Here is a 21,992-nt window from a genome sequence, read left to right as displayed (position 1 = left end):
GTTTGAGTAACCATATAGCCGCAAGGGCGCGCACACAGCAAAACAGCCCCCGCGGCGGCGGGGGCTGTTTCGTGGTATTCGACTGGCGGAGACGGGGGGATTTGAACCCCCGGTCGAGTTTAACCCCGACCCTTCATTAGCAGTGAAGTCCGTTCGGCCGCTCCGGCACGTCTCCATACGCGAACACCGTGGACCATCCTACCGGACCAGGGCGGCGCGCAGGAAATCGGCCAGCGCGCCGCGCAGTTCGGTCGGCCCGCTTAGAAGACCGTGCGACCGGCCGAGCACGCCTCCGTGCTCGCCTGCAGGCCCGTGATGTTGTCGGGCAGCTTGGTGGGCCCGGCCTCCTCGGTCGGCGCGATCGTGCCCGGGTCGACCGGCTCGCCGGTGACCGGATCGATCGCCTGTTCCTCGACGATCGGCTCGCCGGTCACGGGATCGACGGCCTGCTCGGTCTCGACCGGAGCCTCCTCGGTGACCGCGTTCGGATCGACGCCGTCGACCGCGACGCCCTCACCCACGCCAGTGACGTCGAACGGCTCGCCGCTGCGAATCACGTCGAACAGTGCCTGCGCGCTCACGTAGTCGGGGGTGAGGCGGCCCTCCTGGTACGGGTGCGTCGAGCTGGGGTACTGCACAAAGTTGATGCGCTCGAGGTCGATGTCCTTGACCGTCCCCGCGATCGCCTGCATAAACTCGACGCTCGCCATGTTGCTCGACAGGGTCATGTTCTCCACGCCGGCCTTCGCGAGCCCGAACACCTTCATCGGGTCGGAGAGCGTGTCGGAGTCCTTCAGCTTGCGCACGAGCGCGGACATGAACACCTGCTGGTTGCTGATTCGGCTGGTGTCGCCGCCGTCGCCCACGCCGTGCCGGGTGCGGAGGAACTGCAGCGCATCCCAGCCCACGAGCGTGTTCATGCCGGCCGGCAGGTCGAGGTCGGCCGCCGGATCGACGATCTCCTGCGTGAGGCACACATCCACGCCGCCGAGCGCGTTCGAGACGCCCACGACTCCGTCGAACGTGATGAGGCCCGCGTAGGGGATGTCCATGCCGGTGAGCTCGGAGATCGTGGCGACCGCGCACGGCAGCCCGCCGTACATCATGGCGGAGTTGAGCTGCTGCTCACTCATCGCCGGGTAGTAGTCTGGCTCGCCGTCGGGGCCGGGGCAGCTGGGGAACGGCACCATGAGGTCGCGCGGCAGGCTCACGACGGTGGCGTTCTGGTGATCCGCGGAGACGTGGAGCAGCAGGTTGACGTCGTTGAGCTCGCCCTCCTCGCCGTCGTCCCACGACTGGCCCGCGCGGGTATCGGAGCCGACGAGCAGGATCGTGAGCTCGCCATCGATCGACTGCGAACCGGCGCCCACGCCGGACGCCTCGTTGCCGAGCTCGACGGTGTTGAGATTCTGCACGATTCCCCACACCGCGTACGCGACAGTGGCCGCGCCGGACAGCGCGACCACAAGCGCCGTCGTCGCAATCACGCGCAGGGCGTTGCCCCACGCGCTTGAGCGACGCAGCTTTCCGTGTCGCACGAACGCGGGGCGTGCAGCATCTCCAGCGGTGTTCTTGGCCATTCAACATCCAGTTCCTCGGGGACGCCGCGGTGCGGGCATCCGACGATAGCGTCCTAATTTACCCGACGCGACTGTGTGGGCGCTTGGAGACGGATGTTTTGGGGCCGCGCCTAGACGCTCGGGGCCGGGGTGACCGCGGGGGGCGGTGGCGTGGCCGGCGGCGGCGCGGCGTCCGGGGCCGCCGGCGCACCACCGACCCCGCGAGTGGCCCCGGCTGCGGCTGCGCGATCCCGGGCCGCCCACACCCGCAGCTCGTCTCGGTTCTCGACCCCGATCTTCGCGAACACGTTCGAGAGGTGCGTCTCGACGGTGCGCGCCGAAATATGCAGGCGCTCGGCGATGAAGCGGCTGCTGTGTCCCAGCGCGGCGAGCAGCGCGATCTCACGCTCGCGGGCGGTGAGGCCCGGGGCCGGCGGCAGCGGCAGCCAGACGCCCAGCTCGGCGAGCATCCGCACCTCGGGCTCGTCGGTGTCGACGGCGGCGACGCCGGCCCCCGCCGCGATCCGCTCCATGTGAGCCACGTAGGCGGCCCCGAGCGGCTCGTCAACCGCCTCGGCGAGCGCCCGGGCGCGCGCGAGATCGTCGGCGTGCGCTCCCCGGGTCTCAAAGGCGATCGCGTGCAGCGCCTGCAGCTCAATCAGGGCGAGCCCCTCGGCGCGCGCCCAGTCGGCCAGTCGTCCGGCCTCGGCGACCGCTTCCCCGTCGCGCAGCCACTGCCTGGCGCGAAGCGCGAGGATCCCCCGGTGCCCGCCCACCGCCTGCCCCAGCCCGCGCGTCTGCGCGCCCGCCGCACGGATCGCCCGCACCGCGGCGTCGCGCTCCCCGAGCACGGCGAGCGCGAGCGCGAGCGCCGCCTGGGTCAGCGGCGCGAGGCCGTAGCTGTCGTGCCTTCCGAGCCGCTCAAGCAGGCGCTCGGCGCTCTGCGCGGCGTCGGTCCACCGCGCCTCCTGCACCCCGATCAGCACGGTGCCCGCCTCGACCAGGCCCGAATAGTGCGCTTCGGCGTGCGTGTCGGCCGACGCCGCGGTGACGAGCTCCTCAAGCACCTGACGCGCAGCCTCCGCGCTGCCGCTCACCCAGTACCCGAGCAGCCAGCAGAACCCCTGCATATCAACAAAGTCGGGCCGGGCGCGCGGGCCGAGCCGGCTCAGCATGCGCGTGTTCTCGGCGCTGGCAACGGCCCGCCCAACCTCGCCCTGCTGGTCGAGGATCAGCGCACTGATCGCGCGCGCGGGCGAGCGCACCCACTCAGTCTTGAGGTCCGACGAGACCTCCTGACTGGGGGCCGCGCACGCGGCGTCGCGGAGCCGTCCCGCGTACGCGAGCACCTGGACCCGCGTGCTCCGCACCACCTCGATCACCGGGTCATCTTCAGCTTCAACGCTGCGCTCCAGCACCTCGAGCGCGCTCAGCGCAATGTCCACGTCGCCGTCGTCCCAGATACCCTGTTTGATCAGCACGGCCGTCATCCGCGTGCGCAGCATCGGCGTCATGCCGGCCGCGCGCTCGGAGTCGTCGAGCAGCCGCTGCATGGTGCCGAGCAACGGCCGCAGGCTTCCGGCGTCCCCGATGAGGCGCGCGAGCCGGTACGCGCGGAGCGCGGCGGCCCCGGCCTGCATCGCGTCGGCCCCGGGGTGCACGGTGACCGCGAGGGCGAGGTTGAGCACGAGTCGCGGATCGCCGCCCCGCACCATCAGCTCGAAGGCGGCCCAGAGCCAGGCGAACGGCAGCTCGTGCCCGCCCTCGATCCCGAACACGACGAGCCGCATGAGCCGCTCCGGCGCGTACACCGGGTCGAGTGCGCCAAGCTCCTCGGAGAGGACGCGAAAGATCTGGTCGTTGAGCTGGATCCTGCGCACGGGCGACATCCCTGCGCGCAGCATCGAAGCGAGCAGGTGGTTTCCGATCGTCAGCGAGAGCCCGTCGGAGTGGGACTGCGAGACGATGAGGCCGCGCTCGAACAGGCTCGACAAACACGCGGCGTCGACGCTGCGCAGCAGCACGGTCTCGGTGACGGGCTCGGCGACCGCGACGAGCTCGAGCACCGCGATCTCGGCTGGGGTGCACGCATCGATGAAAACTCGGGCGTACTCGCTCGACACCACCTCGCGCTCCGCCGTGGTCCATGCCGTGCCCCGGCTGCGCCGCAGCGCACCCGAGCCGTCGCTCGAGAGCGCGAGCACCGCGAGCGCGTAACTGTTTCCCCCCGCGATCTCGAACCAGCGCCGCAGGGTGTCGGACTCGATCCGCTCGACCCCCAGCAGCACGCTGAGGTAGGTGCCCGCCCGCTCGATGTCGAGCGGGGCGACCGAGATGCGGCTGCGACTCGCGCCCACCCCCAGCCGCTCGACGGCGCTGGTCAGCTGTTTGACCGTGATGAGCGCGCGCACGCGCGGGTCGCGCAGCACGAGTTCGAGGATCCGGGAGTCGATCGGCGAGTAGAGGTCAACGTTTGGCGCGATCAGCACCGCGTGTGTGGTCGACGCGTCCGCGAACAGCCCCGCGAGCACGCGCGCACCGCTCTCGGCAGCCTCGGCGTCGCCCGCGCCGGGGAAGTCGGCGGCGAAGACGGAGGCGATGCCGCTGGTCTCGTGGGGCGGCTGGGGCAGCACGAAGAGCGTTGCGGATCCGCCCGCCTCGCGCACGAGTTCCCGGGCGGCTACCTCGGCGAGGGCAAGGCGACCGCTGCCGGCGTCTCCGAGGAGCACCACGACCGCGCCCTCGGGGGCGAGTGCGGTCTCGATGTGGGCTCGCAGTTCGGGCACCGCGGCGGCGACGCTGGCGCGCTGGCGGTCGAACGCCGCGGGGGTGCCGGGCAGCCCGAAATCGGGCGTTGCGTGACCGAACTGCATTTCGTCACCCCCGTACCACTTTGGACACCGTGCAAGCTATCTTCCGCCCCCTCCCCTCAGTTTCTCAAATTGTGAGGAAAACTGGGGGTAAAGTTTCAGCGCGCTAGGCTGGCTGCATGCGCATCGCCACCTGGAACGTCAACTCGATCCGCACCCGATTCGGCCGCGTCGTCGACTGGCTGGTCCGCGAGGATATTGACGTCCTCGCCATGCAGGAGATCAAGTGTCGCCCCGATCAGTTCCCGGTCGAGGCGTTCGAACAGGCGGGCTATCAGCTCGAAATTCACGGGCTCAACCAGTGGAACGGGGTGGCGTTCGCGAGCCGCCACGAAATGACCGACGTGGCCCGCGGGTTCACTGACATGCCGGGCTTCGGCGCACCGATCAAGGGGCAAGAGGACGTGCAGGGCGTCGGCCCCAACGGTCTCCCGCTCGAGGCGCGCGCGCTCGGCGTCACCGTTGGCGACCTGCGGCTGTGGAGCCTCTACGTCCCGAACGGGCGAGCCCTCGGCGATCCGCACCTCGAGTACAAGCTGAACTGGCTCAACGCACTGCGCCGCGACACCGCGGCCTGGCTTGAGGAGGATCCGGATCTGCCGCTCGCGCTGATGGGCGACTGGAACATCGCCCCCCTCGACAGCGACATGGGCGACCCGAGCTTCACGCTCGGATCGTCCACCCACGTGTCCCCCGAGGAGCGGGCGGTATTTGCCAGCTTCGCGCCGCACGTGGAAGATGTGGTGCGGCCGATCGTGCCCGAGGGCTACACATTCTGGGATTACAAGGCCGGGCGCTTCCCCAAGGACGAGGGCATGCGGATCGACTTCATCATGGGCTCGCGGGCGTTCGCCGACGCCGTCACCGGTGCCGCGATCGACCGCGACGAGCGCAAGGGCGACGCCCCCAGCGACCACGTCCCCGTGATCTGCGACATCGATCCCACGCTGCTGGGCGACACCTTCGAGGACGAGTACGACCGCCCGATGGTGTTCTAGGGGCACAGCGCAGCGCGGTGTCGGTGGCCGCGCGTAGACTAGGCCGCATGGTCGAAACCCTGCGCGTCGCGTCCGTTAACGTCAATGGCATCCGTGCCGCCTACCGCAAGGGCATGGGCGAGTGGCTCGCGAATCGCGACGTCGACGTCCTCGCGCTGCAGGAGGTGCGCGCACAGGACGAGCACCTCGAGGAGTTCCTGGGGAGCGCGGGGTGGCACTTCCTCCACGACCCCTGCGATATCAAGGGCCGCGCCGGCGTCGCCATCGCGAGCCGCATTCCCGCCACCGCGCACCGCGTGGGGCTCGGCCAGGCGGACCAGCAGGAGGCCGTCCAGTCGTCCGGGCGCTGGCTCGAGGCAGACTTCGACTTCGGCGGCACCCCCGTCACCGTCGTCTCCAACTACACGCACTCTGGCGAGGTAGACACCCCGCGCCAGGACGCGAAGTGGGCGTTCCTCGACGCGATGGACCTGCGCATGCGCGAGCTCGCGGCAGAGCGGGAGCTCGTCGCGATCGTGGGCGACTTCAACGTTGGCCACCGCGAGCTCGACATCAAGAACTGGAAGGGCAACGTGAAGCGCTCGGGCTTCCTGCCCCGCGAGCGGGCCTACTTCGACCGCTTCTTCGGTGAGCGCGATGCCGCGATCACCGGCGTGGACGGCTCCGAGGGCACCGGCCTCGGCTGGGCCGACGTGGGCCGGCGCTGGGCGGGCGAGGTCGACGGCCCGTACAGCTGGTGGTCAAACCGCGGCCAGGCGTTCGACAACGACACGGGCTGGCGGATCGACTACCACGTGGTCACCCCGCAGCTCGCGGAGCGCGTCACCGACTACACGATCGACCGCGCGGCGTCGTACGCCGAGCGCTGGTCGGATCACGCGCCCGTCGTCGTCGACTACCGCCTCGCCGACTGACCGCGCCGCTCACCCCACACTCGTCACCCTCAACACCTCGGGAACCGCACACATGAACGCCACGCCCAAACCCGTCCTCTTCTCCGGCATGCAGCCCTCCAGCGACTCGCTGCAGCTCGGCAACTACATCGGCGCACTCAGCCAGTGGACCAAGATGCAGGAGGACTACGACGCGTTCTTCTGCGTGGTCAACCTCCACGCGATCACGGTCGCGCAGGATCCGGCCGAGCTCGCCGCCCGCACCCGCCGCACCGCCGCCCAGTACATCGCCGCGGGCATCGACCCCGCCAAGTCAACGCTGTTCGTGCAGTCGCAGGTCTCGGCGCACGCCGAGCTCGCCTGGGTACTCAACACGCTCACGGGCTTTGGCGAGGCGAGCCGCATGACGCAGTTCAAGGATAAGTCGCAGCGCTTCGGGGCCGACACCGCCTCGGTCGGGCTGTTCACGTACCCCGTCCTCATGGCCGCAGACATCCTGCTCTACCAGGCGGCGTCGGTGCCGGTCGGCGAGGATCAGCGCCAGCACGTTGAGCTCACCCGCGATCTCGCGAACCGTTTCAACAGCCGCTTCGGCGACACGTTTGTGGTGCCCGAGGCCCAGATCCCGCAGGGCAACGCAAAGATCTACGACCTGCAGGATCCCACGGCAAAGATGTCGAAGTCCGCCGAGACCGAGGCCGGGCTCATCAAGGTGCTCGATCCCGCCAACGTCACGAAAAAGAAGATCATGCGCGCGGTCACCGACGACGAGGGCGAGATCCGCTTCGACCGGGCAGCGAAGCCCGGAGTCTCGAACCTACTCACGATCTACTCGGTGCTCAGCGGTCGCACCATCGACGCGATCGAGGCCGAGTACGCCGGCCGCGGGTACGGGGACCTGAAGAAGGGCCTCGTCGAGGTGGTCGAGGAGTCGCTCGCTCCGGTGCGCAACCGCACCGAGGAGCTGCTCGCCGATCCGGCCGAGCTCGATCGGCTGCTCGCGGGCGCCGCCGCGCGCGCCAACGAGGTTGCCAACCGCACGCTCGATGCGGTCTACGAGCGGATCGGCCTGATCCGCTAGCCCACGCGGGCGGGGCGCCCCGCAGCCCGCCGGGGCGGGGCGCTTCCGCCGACCCGCGCTGGCGGGATGCTTCCGCCGCCCCGCCCGGGCTGGGCGGCCTCCGCAGAACGAGTAGCGTGGACGCATGGTTTCACTGCTGCGCTCCGTGCGCCTGCTCGGTCAGGACGCCCCCGTCGACATCGCGCTGGAGTCCGGCCGCATCGCCGCGATCGCACCGGCCGGGCAGCTCCCCGCGGGGACCGGTTCGGGGGCGGCGGGCGACGGGGTGCTCCACGGCGACGGCCGCTTCGTCACGAGCGGGCTGTGGGACGAGCACGTCCACTTCGGTCAGTGGGCCCAGCAGTCCACCCGCTTCGACCTGGGCGCCGCCGAGTCCGCGGCGGCCGCGCTCGACCTGCTCGCCGCGGAGCTCCGAGCGGACGCGGACCAGACGGACGCGGATCGGACGCGCGGGGACCGGGCGAGCGCGGCCGCCGGTGTCGCCGCGGGCGGCACCGCGACGCCGGCCGAGTTCGTCGCGGTGCGCGCGCGGGCCGGCGCCTGGTCGGACGCGATCACCCGCACCGCGCTCGATCAGATCGCCGGCGCGCGGCCGGTGGTGGTGATTGGCGGCGACCTGCACGGGGTGTGGCTCAACTCCGCGGCGCTCACCGCGCGCGGGCTCCCGGCCACCGGCGACGGGCACATTGTCGAGGACGAGTGCTTCGCCCTGCTGCGCGAGATCGACCGCCTTGCGCCAGAGACGCTCGACGCGCTCGTCGCCCGCGCCGGGCGCGCGGCGGCGGCGCGCGGCGTGGTCGGCATCGTCGACCTTGAAATGCGGTGGTCGATCGACGACTGGGTGCGCCGCGAGGCGAGCGGCTTCGACCTGCTGCGGGTCGAGGCCGCCGTCTACCCGGATCAGCTGGAGCGCGCGATCGCCGCGGGGCACCGCACGGGCGACGCGCTCGGCACCGGTGGACGCTTGCGCGTGGGCCCGCTCAAGATCATCACCGACGGCTCGCTCGGCACCACCACGGCCTGGTGCTGCGACGCCTACCCGGGCGGCGGGCACGGCCGCTCCCTGGTCTCGGCGGGCGAGCTCGGCGCGCTCATGCGCCGCGCCACCGCCGCCGGGCTGGGCCTCACCATTCACGCGATCGGCGACCGCGCCGGCGCCCAGGTGCTCGACGCCTACGCGGCGCTGGGCCGCGGCGGCAGGATCGAGCACGCGCAGCTGCTCCGCGACGAGGATCTCGGCCGGTTCGCCGCGCTCGGCGTCACGGCGAGCGTGCAGCCGGAGCACCTCGTCGATGATCGCGTGGCGATGGCGCTGCAGTGGCCGGGGCGCGATCGCCGCACGTTCCCGCTCGCGTCGCTGCACGCCACGGGGGCGCACCTCGTGCTCGGGTCGGACGCGCCGGTCGCGCCGCTCGATCCCTGGCGCTGGGTGCAGGCCGCCGTGCTCCGCGCGCACGCCGGGGAGCCCGCGTGGGTGCCGGAGGAGCGGCTGCCCGTGGCGGTGGCCCTCGCCGCGTCGATGCGCGGCCCGCTGCGCCCGGGGGTGGGGGACGCCGCCGACCTCGTGCTGCTCGACGCCGACCCGCTGCGCACCGATCCGGCACAGCTGTCGGCTACGCGGGTCGCCGCGACGCTCCTCGGCGGCACGCCCACCCACCTCGCGCTCTAACCAGGTGCGGCTGGACGGGCCCGGGCCGCCTGGCCCGGGCCCGCGCCGCGCCGCGCCGACGCTCCCTCGCGGCCGCCGGTTCTACGTTGTTTCGCGGCCGCCGGCGCCACTTCGCCGCCGCCGGGACCGCTCGCCGCCGAGCGCCGGGCTAGGGGACGAGCACCGCGCGGCCCGCAATCCGACCGTGGTGCAAATCGTCGAACGCCTGCACCGCGTCGTCGAGCGAGTACCGGACCACCTCGACGGCGATCTTGCCGGCCTCGGCCAGCGCAACGGCCTGCCGCATATCGGAGCGCGTGCCGCCGTAGGCGCGCTCGATGTTGACACCCCAGGGCAGCCCCGATCCGGCGCCGGCCGTGTATGAAAACTCCCCACCACCCAGGCCAACGAAGCGAATTGCGCCGCCGCCGCGCACCACGGCGATCGCGAGGTCGACAGTCGGCTGCACGCCGACGAAGTCGAACACCACGTCGGCGCCGATCCCGCCGGTCTCGGCGAGGATCCGCGCCGCGGCCTCCCCGTCGCTGGGGATCGCGAGATCGGCGCCGTGCGCCTCCGCGAACGCGAGCTTTGCCGGATCGGTGTCGAGGGCAATGATCCGCGCGCCCGTGGTCGCCGCGAGGATCTGCAGCGCCATGTGGCCGAGCCCGCCCAGGCCGATCGTGACGATCGTCGCGTCGGCCGAGAGCCGGTCGCGCACCGTGTTGATCGCGTGCATCGGGGTGAGCGCGGCGTCGGCGAGCGGGGCGGCGTCGACGGGGTCGAGCGCGCCGATCGGGTCGAGGTGGCGCGACTTCACGGCGATGTAATCGGCCATGCCGCCCGGGCTGCCGATGCCGGGTGAGAGCGGGGCGAGCGAGCCGCGCGGCGCGACCACCTCGCACTGGTTGTCGCGCCCGGCGAGGCACTCGCGGCACTGCCCGCACGACAGCACAAGCGCGACGATCGCGCGGTCTCCGACGCTCCAGCCGGCGACGTCCGCGCCGAGCCGCTCCACGGTTCCGGCGACCTCGTGCCCGAGGGTGCCGCCCACGAGCGGGTTGTCGTCGCCGAAGCCGATGATCGTGATGTCCGAGTGGCACACCCCGGCTCCGCCGACCTTCAGGAGGACTTCGTCCGCCGCGATCTCGGGAACCGGCTTCTCCAGCACCTCGACAGTGTTGTTCTTGACGTAGGTCACAGCGCGCATTGCTTCTCCTGCTCCGGCCCGGAGGCCTCACCATACGGGGGCGTCACGTGGCGTGCCACCACAATTCAGCGTACTCCCGCAGCGCCGTCAAACTCTAGACTGGGTCCATGACCGACGACGTCGTCCACGCCACGGCCCCCGCGCAGGCCCCGGACACCCCAGCGCGCCCGCTCCCGCCGGTCCTGGCCGCGCTGCGCCGCCTGCCCTTCACGATCGCATTCGTCGCCGCACTCATCGCCGTGGGCGCCGCGACGGGAACGCTGTTCAGCCCCGCCGCCGACAAGCCCTGGTACGACCAGGTCGCCACCGGGATCCCGGCGTTCGCCGAGGGCCGCTGGTGGACGCTGGCGACCTCGCCGTTCTTCGTCGACCACCCGCTCGTCTACCTCACCCTGCTCCCCCTCGTCGTGGGCGGCATCGGCTGGGCGGAGTGGCGCTTCGGCTGGCTCCGCACGCTCGGCCTCTTCGCGGCGGGCCACGTGGTCGGCGTGCTCGGCGCCGCCGGGCTGCTGCTGCTCGTCTCGCAGACCGGCTGGCACTGGGCCGTGCAGCTCACGCAGAACTTCGATGTCGGCCCCTCGTGCGGGGCGCTCGCCGCGCTCGTGTTCGCGATCGCCACGCTCCCCGCGCCGTGGCGTTTGCGCGCCCGGATCGCCGTGGTGATCTGGGTGGGGATCTCCCTGCTCTACCTCGGTCAGCTCCACGACGTGGAGCACGCGGTCGCGATGGTCGCCGCCCTTGTCGCGAGCGGGTGGCTGCCCGCGTTCCGGCACCCGGCCGGGCGGCCGAGCGAGCGCGAGTGGCGCCTGATCGCGTGCGCCGGGCTCATCGCGATCGGCGTGATCCAGATCATCGACCTCCTCGTGCCCTACGACGGACCGCTCGGACAGAACGAGCCGGTCGCGTCGTTCGTCGACGTGGCGATCGACGTGGTCGTGATCGCGCTCATCGCGAACGGGGTGCGGCAGGGGGTGCGGATCGCCTGGATCGGCGCGATCGTCATCGCGGCGTTCAACATCGTGACCGCGGCGCTCGGATTCGCGCTGCTCCAGTTCATGGTCGCGGCCGAGATCATCGACTCCCCCGCCGAGTTCCTCGGTGGGCTCATTGCCCCCGCGGTGCTGTGGGCCGCGCTCCTCGTGGTCCTCATCGCCGGTCGCGGCGCGTTCCGGGTGCCGCTGCGGCGCTCCCGGCGCACCCTCGCGGCCGAGCACCTGTCCACCGCGCAGGCGACCGAGCGGCTTGCGCGCTTCGGCGGGGGCACGATCTCCTGGATGACCACCTGGCGCGGCAACCGGCACGTCGCGGCCGGCACCGGTGCGATCACCTTCCAGCCGCACGCCGGCGTGGCGATCATGCTGGGCGATCCGATCGTGGCCGCCGGCGAGCACCACACCGCGTTCGAAGAGTTCGAGCGCGTCACCCAGCGCGCCGGCCTCATCCCGTGCGCGTTCTCGGCGAGCGAGGTCAGCGCGCTGGCGAAGCCGGCAGGCTGGCGCTCCGTGGTGGTCGCCGAGGACACGATCGTCGATCTCCCGGGGCTCGCGTTCACGGGCAAAGCGTGGGGCGCCGTGCGCACCGCGATCAATCGGGCGAACCGCGAGGGGATCTCCTTCCGCATGGTGCGGCTGGCCGACGAGCCCTGGAGCGTGCTCGCCCAGGTGCGGGCGATCTCCGAGCAGTGGACGGGCGACAAGGGGCTGCCGGAGATGCGCTTCACGCTCGGCACCGTCGAGGAGGCACTCGACCCGGCAACGTACGTCGGCATCGCCGTCGACGCCGACGGCAGCCTGCACGGGATCACGTCCTGGCTGCCCGTCCACGGCCCGGCGGATCCGGCGACCGGGGAGCCACGCGTGATCGGCTGGACACTCGATCTCATGCGGCGGCGCGACGGCGGCTTCGGCCCCGTCATGGAGTTCCTGATCGCGTCTGCCGCGCAGCATTTCTCCGAGGAGGGGTACGAGTTCCTCTCGCTTTCGGGCGCACCGCTCGTGCGCCCCGCCGAGGCCGCGGCTGGGCCGGTGGACCAGGTGCTCGATCAGGTGGGCGCGCTCATCGAGCCGCTCTACGGTTTCAAGTCGCTCCACCGCTTCAAGCAGAAATTCAACCCGCGCTCCGCGTCGCTGCACCTCCTGTTTCGCGACGAGGGCGACCTGCCCCGCATCGGGATCGCGCTCACCCGCGCATACCTCCCGGACGCCTCACTGCGCGATCTCGTCGCGTCCGCCGCGGCCGCAAAGCCGGCGCCGGCCGCGGGTGGGGAGGGCGCGAAGTGAGCGCGGATCCGGGCCAGGAGGGCCGGGCGCCCGAGGCGGCCCCGCCCGGCACACCGCACGGCGCGCTGCGCGCGATCGGCGTGGGGCTGAGCGTTGGCGGCGAGATCATCGGGCTCGTGATGCAGCTGATCCTCATCTGGGTCGGCCTCGATCTACTGTGGGGCGACGACGAGGATTTCGCGCTCGTCCCGATGTTCGTGTGGTGCGTCACCGCCACGCTCTACCTGATCCCCACCGTGCTCACGCTCAACATTCTCGTGCGCATCGATCAGCCTGATCCGCGCGTCACCCGGGTGCTCGTGGGGCACCCGATCACCCGCGCTTTCTCCACGCTGTTCACGTTCGCGTCGAGCGCGATCGGGCTCAGCGTGGCCATCGATCTCATCACGAGCATCGGCAAAGACCTGCACGATCCGGCCGGCGAGTTCACTGCGGTGTGGGCAATGCTCCTCGCCTGGGCGATGTTCAACTGGGGCTACGCGCGGATCTACTTCTCCCGCTACCACCGGGCGAAGACGCCGCCGCTCGAGTTCCCCGGCACCGACGACCCTCGGCTCGTCGACTTCGTCTACCTCGCGTTTACCAACTCGACCACGTTCGCCGTTTCAGACGTGAAGATCGTCAACACCCACATGCGGTGGACCGTCGTGTGGCACACCACGATCGCGTTCTTCTTCAACGCGCTCATCATCGTGCTCACCATGAACGTGATCGCGAACGGGCGTTTGTTCGCCGACCTCTTCGGGTGACGCCGTTGCGCCGTCGGCGTAATGCGGGGGCGCAGCACTGGTCTTCCGCCCCGCGGTGGGAGTAGCATGGTCCCGTGTTCCGGGGTCGGTGAGAATCCGAACCGGCGGTGACAGTCCGCGAACCTCGCTTCCGCGAGGCCGATCCGGTGAAATTCCGGTACCGACGGTGATGCGTGAGAGTACTCGCGCTAGTCCGGATGAGAGGAACGCGCCGTCGCGGGCTCCCCGCGACCCCGCGCGAACCCCGCACGCAGAAATGGGGCGAACGGGATGCTTGAGCAAGCGCTCCTCGAAGCGGCAATGCACCGTGCACTCGCGCTCGCGACCCGCGGCCCCGCCGAAGACGACAATCCGCGCGTCGGCTGCGTGCTCCTCGACCCGGACGGCCGCATCGTGGCCGAGGGCTGGCACCGCGGCGCTGGCACGCCTCACGCCGAGATCGACGCCCTGAGCCGGGTTCCCGCCGAGTGGCGGGACCGGCTCGGCGAGGTCACCGCGGTGGTCACGCTCGAACCGTGCAACCACACCGGACGCACGGGTCCGTGCGCCACCGCGCTCGCGGAGGCCGGGATTGGCGCCGTCGCCTACGCGCTCGGCGATCCCGGCCAGGCCTCGTCCGGCGGTGCTGCCACGCTGCGCGCTGCGGGCATCGAGGTGCGCGGCGGGATTCTCCCCGGGGAAGCCCGGGCGCTCCTGGCCGGCTGGCTGGCCCGACAGGCGGGCGCCCGCGCCGCCGCGAGCGGCGCGGACGCCACGCCCCCGGCGACCGCGAGCGTCGGCATCGCCGAGGCGGGCCCCGCCGCCCCGCCCGCCCGCCCGTTCGTCACCGTCAAGTGGGCGCAAACCATTGACGGCCGCGCCGCCGCCGCTGACGGCAGCAGCCAGTGGATCACCGGCCCCGACGCCCGCGGCGACGTACACCGCCGACGCGCAGAGGCAGACGCGATCCTTGTCGGCACCGGCACGCTGCTCGCAGACGATCCGGCGCTCACCGCCCGCGCAGAGACCGGCGGGCTGCTCGTGCCCGCCGCCGAGCAGCCAGTCCCCGTCGTCGTGGGTCACCGCGCGATCCCGGACGACGCGCGCGTGCGCCGCCACCCCGGCCTCGCGGCGCGCGGCCTCGCCGAACCGATCCGGATCCCCGGCGACGACCTCGCCGCGGAGCTCGCCGAACTGTACGCCCGCGGCATCACCCGCGTGTTCGTGGAGGGCGGACCCACCGTGTCGAGCGCGCTCATCGCGGCCGGGCTCGTTGACGAGGTGCTCGTCTACATCGCCCCCGCGTTGCTGGGTGGTCCACGCCTCGCGCTCGGCGACATCGGTATTTCGAGCATCGCCGACATCGCGCGGCTGCGCGTCACGCACACCGCGCAGCTCGGCGCCGACCTGCTCATCAAAGCCACCACCGTTCCGCTCGAGGAAGGACACTAATGTTCACGGGACTCATCGAGGAAATCGGGGAGATCGTCGCGATCGACCCCGTCGCAGACTCGCTCCGCCTCACCATCGCCGGCCCGCTCGTGACCAGCGACGCCACGCACGGCGCCTCGATCGCGGTGTCGGGCGTGTGCCTCACGGTGATCGAGCAGGGCGCGACGCCCGACGGGCGCGGCACGTTCGCCGCCGACGTGATGGCGCAGTCGCTGCGCATGTCGGCGCTCGGCGACCTCGGCGTGGGCAGCCCCGTCAACCTCGAACGCGCGGTGCGCGTTGATACCCGCCTGGGCGGCCACATCGTGCAGGGCCACGTCGATGGCACCGCCGCGTTGATCTCGACCACCCCCGCCGAGGCCTGGCGCGTGCTCCGGTTCTCGCTCAGCCCCGAGCTTGCCCCGCTGCTCGTTGACAAGGGATCGGTGACGCTCTCGGGCGTATCGCTCACGGTCTCGGCGATCTCGGAGCCCGAGGCGACGGACGCCTGGTTCGAGGTGTCCCTGATCCCCGAGACGCTCGTCGCCACCACCCTCGGCGCGCTCGCGCCCGGCGACCGCGTCAACGTCGAGACCGACATTCTTGCCCGCCACGTTGCCCGCATGCTGCGCCTCGGCGTTGGCCCCGCAGCTCCCACCACGACCACCGAAGGACCACACGCATGAGCACCGAAGCCACCCCTGACGCACCCCGGACCGCCGGGATCGCCCGCATCGAGGACGCCGTCGCCGCGATCAAGGCGGGCCGCCCGGTCATCGTTGCCGACAACGAGAACCGCGAGAACGAGGGCGACGTCATCATCTCCGCCGAGCTCGCGAGCCAGGAGTGGATCGCGTGGACCGTGCGCTGGTCGTCCGGCCTGCTCTGCGCGCCCATGACCAACGAGGTCGCCGATCAGCTCGAACTCCCCATGATGGTGGAGCGCAACGAGGACGCCCGCGGCACGGCCTACACGGTCACGGTCGACGCGGCGCACGGGATCACCACCGGGATTAGCGCGAGCGATCGCACCACCACGCTGCGCGCGCTGGCAAACCCGGCCGGCGTACCCACCGACGTGCGCCGCCCCGGGCACGTGCTGCCGCTGCGCGCCGTCGACGGGGGCGTTCGCGCCCGCGACGGCCACACCGAGGCGGCCGTCGAGCTGATGCGCCTCGCCGGGCTGCGGCCGGTTGCGGCGATCGCGGAGATCGTCGCCGAGGACGGCGAGATGATGCGCCTCCCCGGGCTCATTGAGCTCGGCGCGCGCGAGGGCGTGCTCGTGATCACGATCGAGCAGCTCATCGCATACCTCAACGAGCATGATCCCGCCGGGGCACCCGCCGGTGAGCCACACAACCGCCGCGTGAGCCTGCGCGCGAACACGCTGCTCCCCACCGAGCACGGCGACTTCCGCGCGCTTGCGTACCGCGACCGCCGCGTGGGGGTCGACCACATCGCCCTGGTTGCGCCGACCCCGGAGGGCGCGCTGCCGCAGAGCGATGCGCTCGTCCGCGTGCACTCCGAGTGCATCACCGGCGAGGCATTCGGATCGCTGAAGTGCGAGTGCGGCCCGCAGCTCGACGCCGCCCTCGACCTGATTCACGAGCGCGGCGGCATCGTCGTATACCTCCGCGGGCATGAGGGACGCGGCATCGGCCTCGCCAACAAACTGCGCGCCTACCAGCTGCAGGAACAGGGGCTCGACACGCTCGACGCGAACCTGCAGCTCGGGCTCCCCGCGGACAGCCGCGACTACACGGCCGCCGCAGAGATCCTCGCCGACCTCGGCGTTGAGCGCGTCCGCCTGCTCACGAACAACCCGGACAAGGTGTCGCAGCTTGAGGCGCACGGCATCGACGTGGTCGAGCGGGTGCCCCTGCTCGTCGGCGTGACCGAGCAGAACGTCGGCTACCTCAACGCCAAGCGCGACCGCATGGGGCACCAGCTGCCCGACGCGGTGCGCTAACCCGATCCGACACGACCCCCACCACCGAAGGAGCCACCATGAGCGGCGCTGGAGCACCAAACCTTACTGTCGACGCGAGTGGCCTGCGCGTTGCGATCCTTGCCGGGAGCTGGCACGAGGAGATCATGTCCGCGCTCGTCGCGGGCGCGGAGGAGACACTGTCCGCATCCGGCGCAGAGCACAGCCTGTTCCGCGTGGCCGGCGCGTTCGAGCTGCCGCTCGCCGCGCAGGTTGCGCTGGCGCCGCTCAGCTCGGGCGGCGGCGGGTTTGATGCCGTCGTGTGCCTCGGCGTGATCATCCGGGGCGGCACGCCGCACTTCGACTACGTCTGCAACGCCGTCACCGACGGCCTCACCCGCGTGCAGCTCGACGCTGGCCGGCCGGTCGGGTTCGGCATCCTCACCACCGACACCGAGCAGCAGGCGCTCGACCGCTCCGGCCGCCCCGGCGCCCCGGAGTCGAAGGGGCAGGAGGCCGCGGAGGCCGCCCTGCACCTCGCGGTGACCGCGCGGCGGATCCGCGAGACCGGGCCGACGCTCCGGCTCGTGCCCGGGAGCGATTCGTAGCCACGCGTTCAAGGCCGGGCGGCCTGGGCGCCCAGGGGACCTGGGGGCCTGGGCTGCTCGGCTAGTCCGGATGGCCTGGGGCCCGGGCCGCCGGGTGCACACGTTTCCGAGGCCCGCTGTCAGCGTGCCTCGGTAGAGTTGGCCCTATGTCAGAGCACGCCGCCGCCCCGTCCGAGAACCGTCGCGGAGGCCGCGGCCGGGGAGCCGCAGCCGAGGCGCCCCGGGGGCCGCGCGCCTCAATCAAGCAGCTCGTCCCCTACCTCTTCGAGCAGCGCAAACTGCTCGTGCTCGCACTGGTGCTCGGCATCATCGGCGCGGTCACCTCGCTCGTGCAACCGCCCATCCTCGGCCAGCTCATCACCCGCGTCGAATCGGGTGAGGCGCTCACCAGCCTGCTCGTGCTGCTCTCCGCGATCGTGGTGGTCGACGCGGTCCTCAGCGGCTTCCAGCACTATGTGCTGCAGCGCATGGGCGAGGGCGTCGTGCTCACCAGCCGTCGCCACCTGATCGCCAAGATCCTGCACCTGCCGATCTCGCAGTTCGACCGGCGCCGCACCGGCGACCTCGTCTCCCGCGTCGGCAGCGACACCACCCTGCTGCGCGCCGTGCTCACGCAGGGCCTCGTTGAGGCGATGAGCGGCATCCTCGTCTTCATTGGCGCGCTCATCGGCATGCTCGTGATCGACCCGCTGCTGTTCGGCATCACGTTCGGCGTGATCCTGGTGGCCCTCGTGATCGTGGTGCTCGTGTCCGGCAAGATCCGACCGGCAGTGGCCCAGGCGCAGGAGAAGGTCGGCGATCTCGCCGCCCAGGTCGACCGCACTGTGTCGTCGATTCGCACCATTCGCGCGGCCGGAGCCGCCGAGCGCGAGCAGCAGGCCACCGAGCAGGATGCGCGCGACGCGTACCGTCTCGGCCTCAAGGTGGCTCGAATCTCGGCGCTGATCGTGCCGATCTCGTTCCTCGCCATGCAGCTCTCGTTCCTCGTGGTGCTCGGGCTTGGCGGCTTCCGCGTGGCGACCGGGGCGATCACCATCGCGCAGCTGGTCATGTTCATCGTGTTCCTGTTCCTCATGATCACGCCGCTCGGACAGGCCTTCGGGGCAATCTCGGCGGTCAATCAGGCGCTCGGCGCGCTCGGCCGCATCCAGGAGATCACCTCGCTGTCCACCGAGACCGCGCACGATGCGGAGCTCTCCCCCCGCGGCCGGATCGAGCCGCTCGACGAGGTGAGCGTGCCGCAGGCCCCCGCGATCTCGTTCGCGGACGTCCACTTCACCTACCGCTCCGCCGCGCCCGAGCGCGCGGACGCCCGCTCGCTGGTGCGCAGCGGGCGCGGGGCGGCGCGCGACGTGCCGCCCGCGGAGATCGTCGAGACGCCGGTGCTCCACGGGGTGAGCTTCGACGTGCAGCGCGGCACTCGCGTGGCGCTCGTCGGGCCGTCCGGAGCGGGCAAGTCAACGATCCTCGGCCTCATGGAGCGGTTCTACGACCCCGACTCCGGGACGGTGTCGCTCTTCGGGGCTGAGCTGCGCGCGCTCGACCGCGCCGAGCTCCGGGCGCAGCTCGGCTACGTGGAGCAGGACGCCCCCGTGCTGGCAGGCACGCTGCGCGACAACCTGCGGCTGGGCGCTCCGCACGCGACCGACGAGGCGTGCGCCCGCGTGCTCCGCGCCGTGAACCTCGGCGGGCTGCTCGGTCGCGCGTCCGGCGGCAGCACCACCTCCGCAAACCCCGACTCGCCCGCGCCGCTCTCCCCGGGCGAGCTCGCCGCGGCGCTCGACCTGCAGGTGGGCGAGAGCGGGATTCTGCTCTCCGGCGGCGAGAAGCAGCGCCTCGCGATCGCCCGTGCTCTGCTCACCGCGCCGCCCGTGCTGCTGCTCGATGAGTCGACGGCCAGCCTCGACGGCGTCAACGAGCGCCTCATGCGCGACGCCCTCGACTCCGTCGCCACCGGGCGCACGCTCGTGGTGATCGCGCACCGGCTCTCGACGGTCGTCGATTCAGACAAGATCGTGGTGCTCGACGCCGGCCGGGTGGTTGGCGAGGGCACGCACGCCGAGCTCGTCGAGACCACCCCGCTGTACCGGGAGCTCGCGCAGCACCAGCTGCTCGTGGCCGAGCCGGAGGCGTAGGCCCCGACCTGCGGCGCGGGCCCGGCGCCCGCTGCGTGGGCCGCTGGGCCCGCTGCGTGGGCCGCTGCGTGGGCCTCTGGGCCCGCTGCGCCCGCTCGTAGGCCGCTGGGCCTGCTGCGTAGGCCGCTGCGCCCGCTGCGAGGGCCGCTGGGCCTGCGGTCTGCCGCGCGGCGGGCGGCACGGGCCGGCGGGCGCCGCTGGACTGTGTTTGCGGGCGGACGGGCGGGCGGGGCTAAGCTCCGTCCGGGCGGGGCGCAGATCCGACCCGATCCCACACATCCGACCCGCGCCACCGTCGCGTTCCGCCCCCAAACAGGGTCGGATCTGCACTAGAGGGTCGGAGCTGCGCGACAGGGTCGGACCTACGCGACAGGGTCGGACCTACGCGACAGGGTCGGACCTACGCGACAGGGTCGGACCTGCGCGACAGGGTCGGACCTGCGCCGGCGGCGGCCGAGCGGCCGGTCTCGGGCGCGCCCGATCGGCCATCCGCGCGTGCGCGCAGACCCCGGTGAACGCGCGCGCCCGCGCAGCAGCCGCGCGTCGGACCGAGCGCCCGACCACGCCCGGCGCCTACCACCCGAAGATCCGACCCGATCCCCCACATCCGACCCGCGCCACCGCCGCGTTCCGCCCCCAAACAGGGGCGGAGCTGCGCTAGCGGGTCGGATGTGCGCGACCAGGTCGGATCTGCGCTAACGGGTCGGACCTGCGTGGCCGGGTCGGACCTGCGCCGTCAGCGGCCAAGCGCCACGCACAGGGGCGCCGCGCGCAGGAGCAGGCGCCCCTCCTAGGGGGTCTTCTCGCGCTGCAGCGCCCAGTCGAAGCCGGGCTCGATGATCGGCCCGGTCGCGCGCGCGACCCAGCGCTGCGACAGCAGGATCGCGAGCCCCACCCCGCCCCCGATCAGGAGCAGCAGCCCGACGGGTCCGAGGCTGCCAAACCAGGCGATCACCCCGCCCTCGCGCAGCAGGTACACAACAGGCCCGTGCAGCAGGTAGACGAACAGCGTGCGCGTGCCCCAGACGGTCACCGCGCTGTGGCCGCGCGGCACGATGATGAGCAGGGCGAGCGTCATCGCTCCGGCCACGGCGAGCAGCACCGCGGTCACGGCGACGCCGCCGGCGACCACAGCGCCCCACGCCTCCGGCTGCCAGTCGCCGATCGGGGCGTGCGAGAACAGCCAGAAGTAATCGTCGCGCCAGGTGAGCCACCGGTCGATCCGCCAGACCTCACGCAGCTGCGGCAGGAGCGCCAGCACAATCGCCAGCGCTCCCAGCAGCCCCCAGGCTGCGGCGCGGGTTGCCCCGCGCGGCCGGGTGAACCAGTCTCCCGCCAGCCAACCGCGCTGCCGCGCCAACCAGCCCGCGACGAAGAACGGAAGGAACGCGAGCGTGCGCGAGGCGGAAAAGTCGGTGCCGATCGCCGGGAGGATCCCCGCCCCCAGCGCGACGATGATCGAGACCAGGAGCGGGTGCCGGAGCTGCGCAATGTAGGGCAGGAGAATCCGCATGGTGGCGAGGGACACCAGGAACCAGAGCGTCCAGGCCGGCGAGACGAGGAACGAGTTTCCGGGCACCCGCCCCTCGACGACCCCCCGGATCCCGGCCCAGATAAGTTCCCAGAGGCCCCAGGTGACGAGCAGCTGGAGTGTTGACCGCACCGCCTTCGGCGAGGTCTCTGCCCGGGAGAACATCCCGGAGAGCAGGATCATCGCCGGCATGTGGAACAGGTAGATGTATGCGTAGAGGCCGAACCCGAGTGCGGAGTCGGTGCGCACGGTCGAAATGAGGTGGCCGATCACCACGAGTACGATCAGCACAAATCTGGCATTGTCCCAGAGCGCGACCCGGGGTTTGGTAGTGGAGCTCACCTCTGTAGCCTACGGCGCGTCGTGGCTCCGCGCGGCGCCGGTGTCGGCGAACCGTGCGGCGCGGGCGTCAGTGCGGAGCGCCCGCGAACTCGCAAACTCCCACCCCAGCCACACGGCGGCCGCGGTGGGGACCGCGTACAGGAGGTGCTGCGGCTCGGCCCACGCGTTTCCATCGAAGGAGCCGTACGTGCTCATCTGCAGCACGACGGAGGTGAGGTAGCTCACCACCACCGCGAGCGCGATGAACGCGGCGCGGTGCACCCAGCGCCGCGGTTCGCGCCGCAGGAGCTTCCCCAGCCCGAACGCGGCGAGCCCGCCATAGGTGACGCACGCGAGCGCCGAGACCGGCGCCGCGTACAGCGGCACGATCAGCAGGTACTGCGCCCCGTCAAGCGGCGGCAGCCCAGCGGCGAGCTGCCCGATCACGCTGACGACGAACAGAAACGCGAGCAGGACGACGTTGAACGCGACGAAGGTGATCCCAAGCCCGCGCAGGAACTCGGCCACCGTGAAGTCCATCGGCCGCTCCGGCGTGCGCGGGTTCGCGCGGGCGTAGCGGCTCGGCATTTCGCGCGCGAGAACGTTGGTCATGCTCCCACCCTATGCGCCGATTCCCAGCGCAGCGAATAGCGCGCCTCAGTGGGCGACCGGTCCGTCAGAATTGGAGCCACCTGTCAGAATCGAACTGACGACCTATTCATTACGAGTGAATCGCTCTACCAACTGAGCTAAGGCGGCCTGTGCGCGAAATT

16 protein-coding genes, 2 tRNA genes and 1 riboswitch are annotated in these 21,992 nt (G+C 71.7%); of the genes, 11 read left to right on the top strand and 7 right to left on the bottom strand.

What is annotated here, in order from left to right; all coding sequences use genetic code 11:
* Positions 1-83 precede the first annotated feature (83 nt).
* The 3 genes from EV139_RS11835 to EV139_RS11825 form a co-directional block, all read right to left on the bottom strand.
* Positions 84-175, bottom strand: a tRNA-Ser gene (locus tag EV139_RS11835).
* An 85-nt stretch (positions 176-260) separates the two neighbouring features.
* Positions 261-1,580 carry an LCP family protein gene (locus EV139_RS11830; RefSeq protein WP_130454558.1) on the bottom strand — a complete coding sequence of 440 codons (1,320 nt, stop codon included), beginning with the start codon at positions 1,578-1,580 and terminating at the stop codon, positions 261-263.
* Positions 1,581-1,690: 110 nt separating this feature from the next.
* The gene (locus EV139_RS11825; RefSeq protein ID WP_130454557.1) at positions 1,691-4,432 is read right to left on the bottom strand and encodes a helix-turn-helix transcriptional regulator; all 2,742 of its coding nucleotides are present in this window, start codon (positions 4,430-4,432) and stop codon (positions 1,691-1,693) included.
* Between the two features lie 116 nt (positions 4,433-4,548).
* Between EV139_RS11825 and EV139_RS11820 the strand changes: the two genes are divergently transcribed.
* The 4 genes from EV139_RS11820 to EV139_RS11805 all read left to right on the top strand — a co-directional run bounded on the left by EV139_RS11820 (position 4,549) and on the right by EV139_RS11805 (position 9,070).
* The gene (locus tag EV139_RS11820; RefSeq protein WP_130454556.1) at positions 4,549-5,427 is read left to right on the top strand and encodes an exodeoxyribonuclease III; all 879 of its coding nucleotides are present in this window, start codon (positions 4,549-4,551) and stop codon (positions 5,425-5,427) included.
* A 47-nt stretch (positions 5,428-5,474) separates the two neighbouring features.
* The gene (locus tag EV139_RS11815; protein WP_130454555.1) at positions 5,475-6,341 is read left to right on the top strand and encodes an exodeoxyribonuclease III; all 867 of its coding nucleotides are present in this window, start codon (positions 5,475-5,477) and stop codon (positions 6,339-6,341) included.
* Positions 6,342-6,393: 52 nt separating this feature from the next.
* The gene (gene trpS, locus EV139_RS11810) at positions 6,394-7,401 is read left to right on the top strand and encodes a tryptophan--tRNA ligase (protein ID WP_130454554.1); all 1,008 of its coding nucleotides are present in this window, start codon (positions 6,394-6,396) and stop codon (positions 7,399-7,401) included.
* A 124-nt stretch (positions 7,402-7,525) separates the two neighbouring features.
* The gene (locus EV139_RS11805; protein WP_130454553.1) at positions 7,526-9,070 is read left to right on the top strand and encodes an amidohydrolase; all 1,545 of its coding nucleotides are present in this window, start codon (positions 7,526-7,528) and stop codon (positions 9,068-9,070) included.
* Between the two features lie 148 nt (positions 9,071-9,218).
* Here EV139_RS11805 and EV139_RS11800 read toward each other — a convergent pair whose 3' ends face one another.
* On the bottom strand, positions 9,219-10,259 hold the full coding sequence (locus EV139_RS11800; protein ID WP_130454552.1) for an alcohol dehydrogenase catalytic domain-containing protein: 1,041 nt from the start codon (positions 10,257-10,259) through the stop codon (positions 9,219-9,221).
* A 107-nt stretch (positions 10,260-10,366) separates the two neighbouring features.
* Here EV139_RS11800 and EV139_RS11795 point away from each other — a divergent pair, with 107 nt between their 5' ends.
* From EV139_RS11795 to EV139_RS11765, 7 genes are all read left to right on the top strand, one after another.
* Positions 10,367-12,538, top strand: a complete 2,172-nt coding sequence (locus tag EV139_RS11795; protein WP_130454551.1) for a bifunctional lysylphosphatidylglycerol flippase/synthetase MprF — start codon at positions 10,367-10,369, stop codon at positions 12,536-12,538.
* Positions 12,535-13,287: a DUF1345 domain-containing protein gene (locus EV139_RS11790; protein WP_241989046.1), complete on the top strand. Its 753-nt coding sequence runs from the start codon at positions 12,535-12,537 to the stop codon at positions 13,285-13,287. The genes EV139_RS11795 and EV139_RS11790 overlap by 4 nt, the downstream gene beginning before the upstream one ends.
* A gap of 71 nt (positions 13,288-13,358) precedes the next feature.
* A riboswitch (FMN riboswitch) is annotated at positions 13,359-13,500 on the top strand.
* Between the two features lie 57 nt (positions 13,501-13,557).
* On the top strand, positions 13,558-14,718 hold the full coding sequence (locus tag EV139_RS11785) for a bifunctional diaminohydroxyphosphoribosylaminopyrimidine deaminase/5-amino-6-(5-phosphoribosylamino)uracil reductase RibD (RefSeq protein ID WP_130454550.1): 1,161 nt from the start codon (positions 13,558-13,560) through the stop codon (positions 14,716-14,718).
* Positions 14,718-15,383, top strand: coding sequence for a riboflavin synthase (locus tag EV139_RS11780; RefSeq protein WP_130454549.1), 666 nt, complete (start codon positions 14,718-14,720; stop codon positions 15,381-15,383). The genes EV139_RS11785 and EV139_RS11780 overlap by 1 nt, the downstream gene beginning before the upstream one ends.
* Entirely contained in the window at positions 15,380-16,666 is a 1,287-nt protein-coding gene (gene ribA, locus EV139_RS11775; RefSeq protein ID WP_130454548.1) for a GTP cyclohydrolase II, read from the top strand. Before EV139_RS11780 ends, ribA begins: the two co-directional genes overlap by 4 nt.
* Positions 16,667-16,704: 38 nt before the next feature.
* Positions 16,705-17,232: a 6,7-dimethyl-8-ribityllumazine synthase gene (ribH, locus tag EV139_RS11770; protein WP_130454547.1), complete on the top strand. Its 528-nt coding sequence runs from the start codon at positions 16,705-16,707 to the stop codon at positions 17,230-17,232.
* 146 nt (positions 17,233-17,378) lie between these two features.
* A complete protein-coding gene (locus tag EV139_RS11765; protein ID WP_130454546.1) occupies positions 17,379-19,367 on the top strand; it encodes an ABC transporter ATP-binding protein in 1,989 nt (662 codons plus the stop codon).
* Between the two features lie 790 nt (positions 19,368-20,157).
* On the opposite strand, the gene EV139_RS11760 is transcribed toward EV139_RS11765, so the two are convergent.
* From EV139_RS11760 to EV139_RS11750, 3 genes are all read right to left on the bottom strand, one after another.
* The gene (locus EV139_RS11760) at positions 20,158-21,240 is read right to left on the bottom strand and encodes an acyltransferase family protein (protein WP_130454545.1); all 1,083 of its coding nucleotides are present in this window, start codon (positions 21,238-21,240) and stop codon (positions 20,158-20,160) included.
* Positions 21,241-21,249: 9 nt separating this feature from the next.
* Entirely contained in the window at positions 21,250-21,831 is a 582-nt protein-coding gene (locus tag EV139_RS11755) for a hypothetical protein (RefSeq protein WP_130454544.1), read from the bottom strand.
* 71 nt (positions 21,832-21,902) lie between these two features.
* Positions 21,903-21,978, bottom strand: a tRNA-Thr gene (locus EV139_RS11750).
* Positions 21,979-21,992: the final 14 nt, after the last annotated feature.

Origin of the sequence: Leucobacter luti (genome assembly GCF_004217175.1) — a bacterium.
GTDB classification, from domain to species: Bacteria; Actinomycetota; Actinomycetes; order Actinomycetales; family Microbacteriaceae; genus Leucobacter; species Leucobacter luti.
Note: the sequence above shows the minus strand (reverse complement) of the source record. Positions and strands in the feature narration are given on the sequence as shown.

What these genes read in the sequence shown, in the direction of transcription:
- EV139_RS11830 (WP_130454558.1), bottom strand. Translation starts at nt 1,580, where the DNA reads ATGGCCAAGAACACCGCTGGAGATGCTGCACGCCCCGCGTTCGTGCGA.
- EV139_RS11825 (WP_130454557.1), bottom strand. Translation starts at nt 4,432, where the DNA reads ATGCAGTTCGGTCACGCAACGCCCGATTTCGGGCTGCCCGGCACCCCC.
- EV139_RS11820 (WP_130454556.1), top strand. Translation starts at nt 4,549, where the DNA reads ATGCGCATCGCCACCTGGAACGTCAACTCGATCCGCACCCGATTCGGC.
- EV139_RS11815 (WP_130454555.1), top strand. Translation starts at nt 5,475, where the DNA reads ATGGTCGAAACCCTGCGCGTCGCGTCCGTTAACGTCAATGGCATCCGT.
- trpS (WP_130454554.1), top strand. Translation starts at nt 6,394, where the DNA reads ATGAACGCCACGCCCAAACCCGTCCTCTTCTCCGGCATGCAGCCCTCC.
- EV139_RS11805 (WP_130454553.1), top strand. Translation starts at nt 7,526, where the DNA reads ATGGTTTCACTGCTGCGCTCCGTGCGCCTGCTCGGTCAGGACGCCCCC.
- EV139_RS11800 (WP_130454552.1), bottom strand. Translation starts at nt 10,259, where the DNA reads ATGCGCGCTGTGACCTACGTCAAGAACAACACTGTCGAGGTGCTGGAG.
- EV139_RS11795 (WP_130454551.1), top strand. Translation starts at nt 10,367, where the DNA reads ATGACCGACGACGTCGTCCACGCCACGGCCCCCGCGCAGGCCCCGGAC.
- EV139_RS11785 (WP_130454550.1), top strand. Translation starts at nt 13,558, where the DNA reads ATGCTTGAGCAAGCGCTCCTCGAAGCGGCAATGCACCGTGCACTCGCG.
- EV139_RS11780 (WP_130454549.1), top strand. Translation starts at nt 14,718, where the DNA reads ATGTTCACGGGACTCATCGAGGAAATCGGGGAGATCGTCGCGATCGAC.
- ribA (WP_130454548.1), top strand. Translation starts at nt 15,380, where the DNA reads ATGAGCACCGAAGCCACCCCTGACGCACCCCGGACCGCCGGGATCGCC.
- ribH (WP_130454547.1), top strand. Translation starts at nt 16,705, where the DNA reads ATGAGCGGCGCTGGAGCACCAAACCTTACTGTCGACGCGAGTGGCCTG.
- EV139_RS11765 (WP_130454546.1), top strand. Translation starts at nt 17,379, where the DNA reads ATGTCAGAGCACGCCGCCGCCCCGTCCGAGAACCGTCGCGGAGGCCGC.
- EV139_RS11755 (WP_130454544.1), bottom strand. Translation starts at nt 21,831, where the DNA reads ATGACCAACGTTCTCGCGCGCGAAATGCCGAGCCGCTACGCCCGCGCG.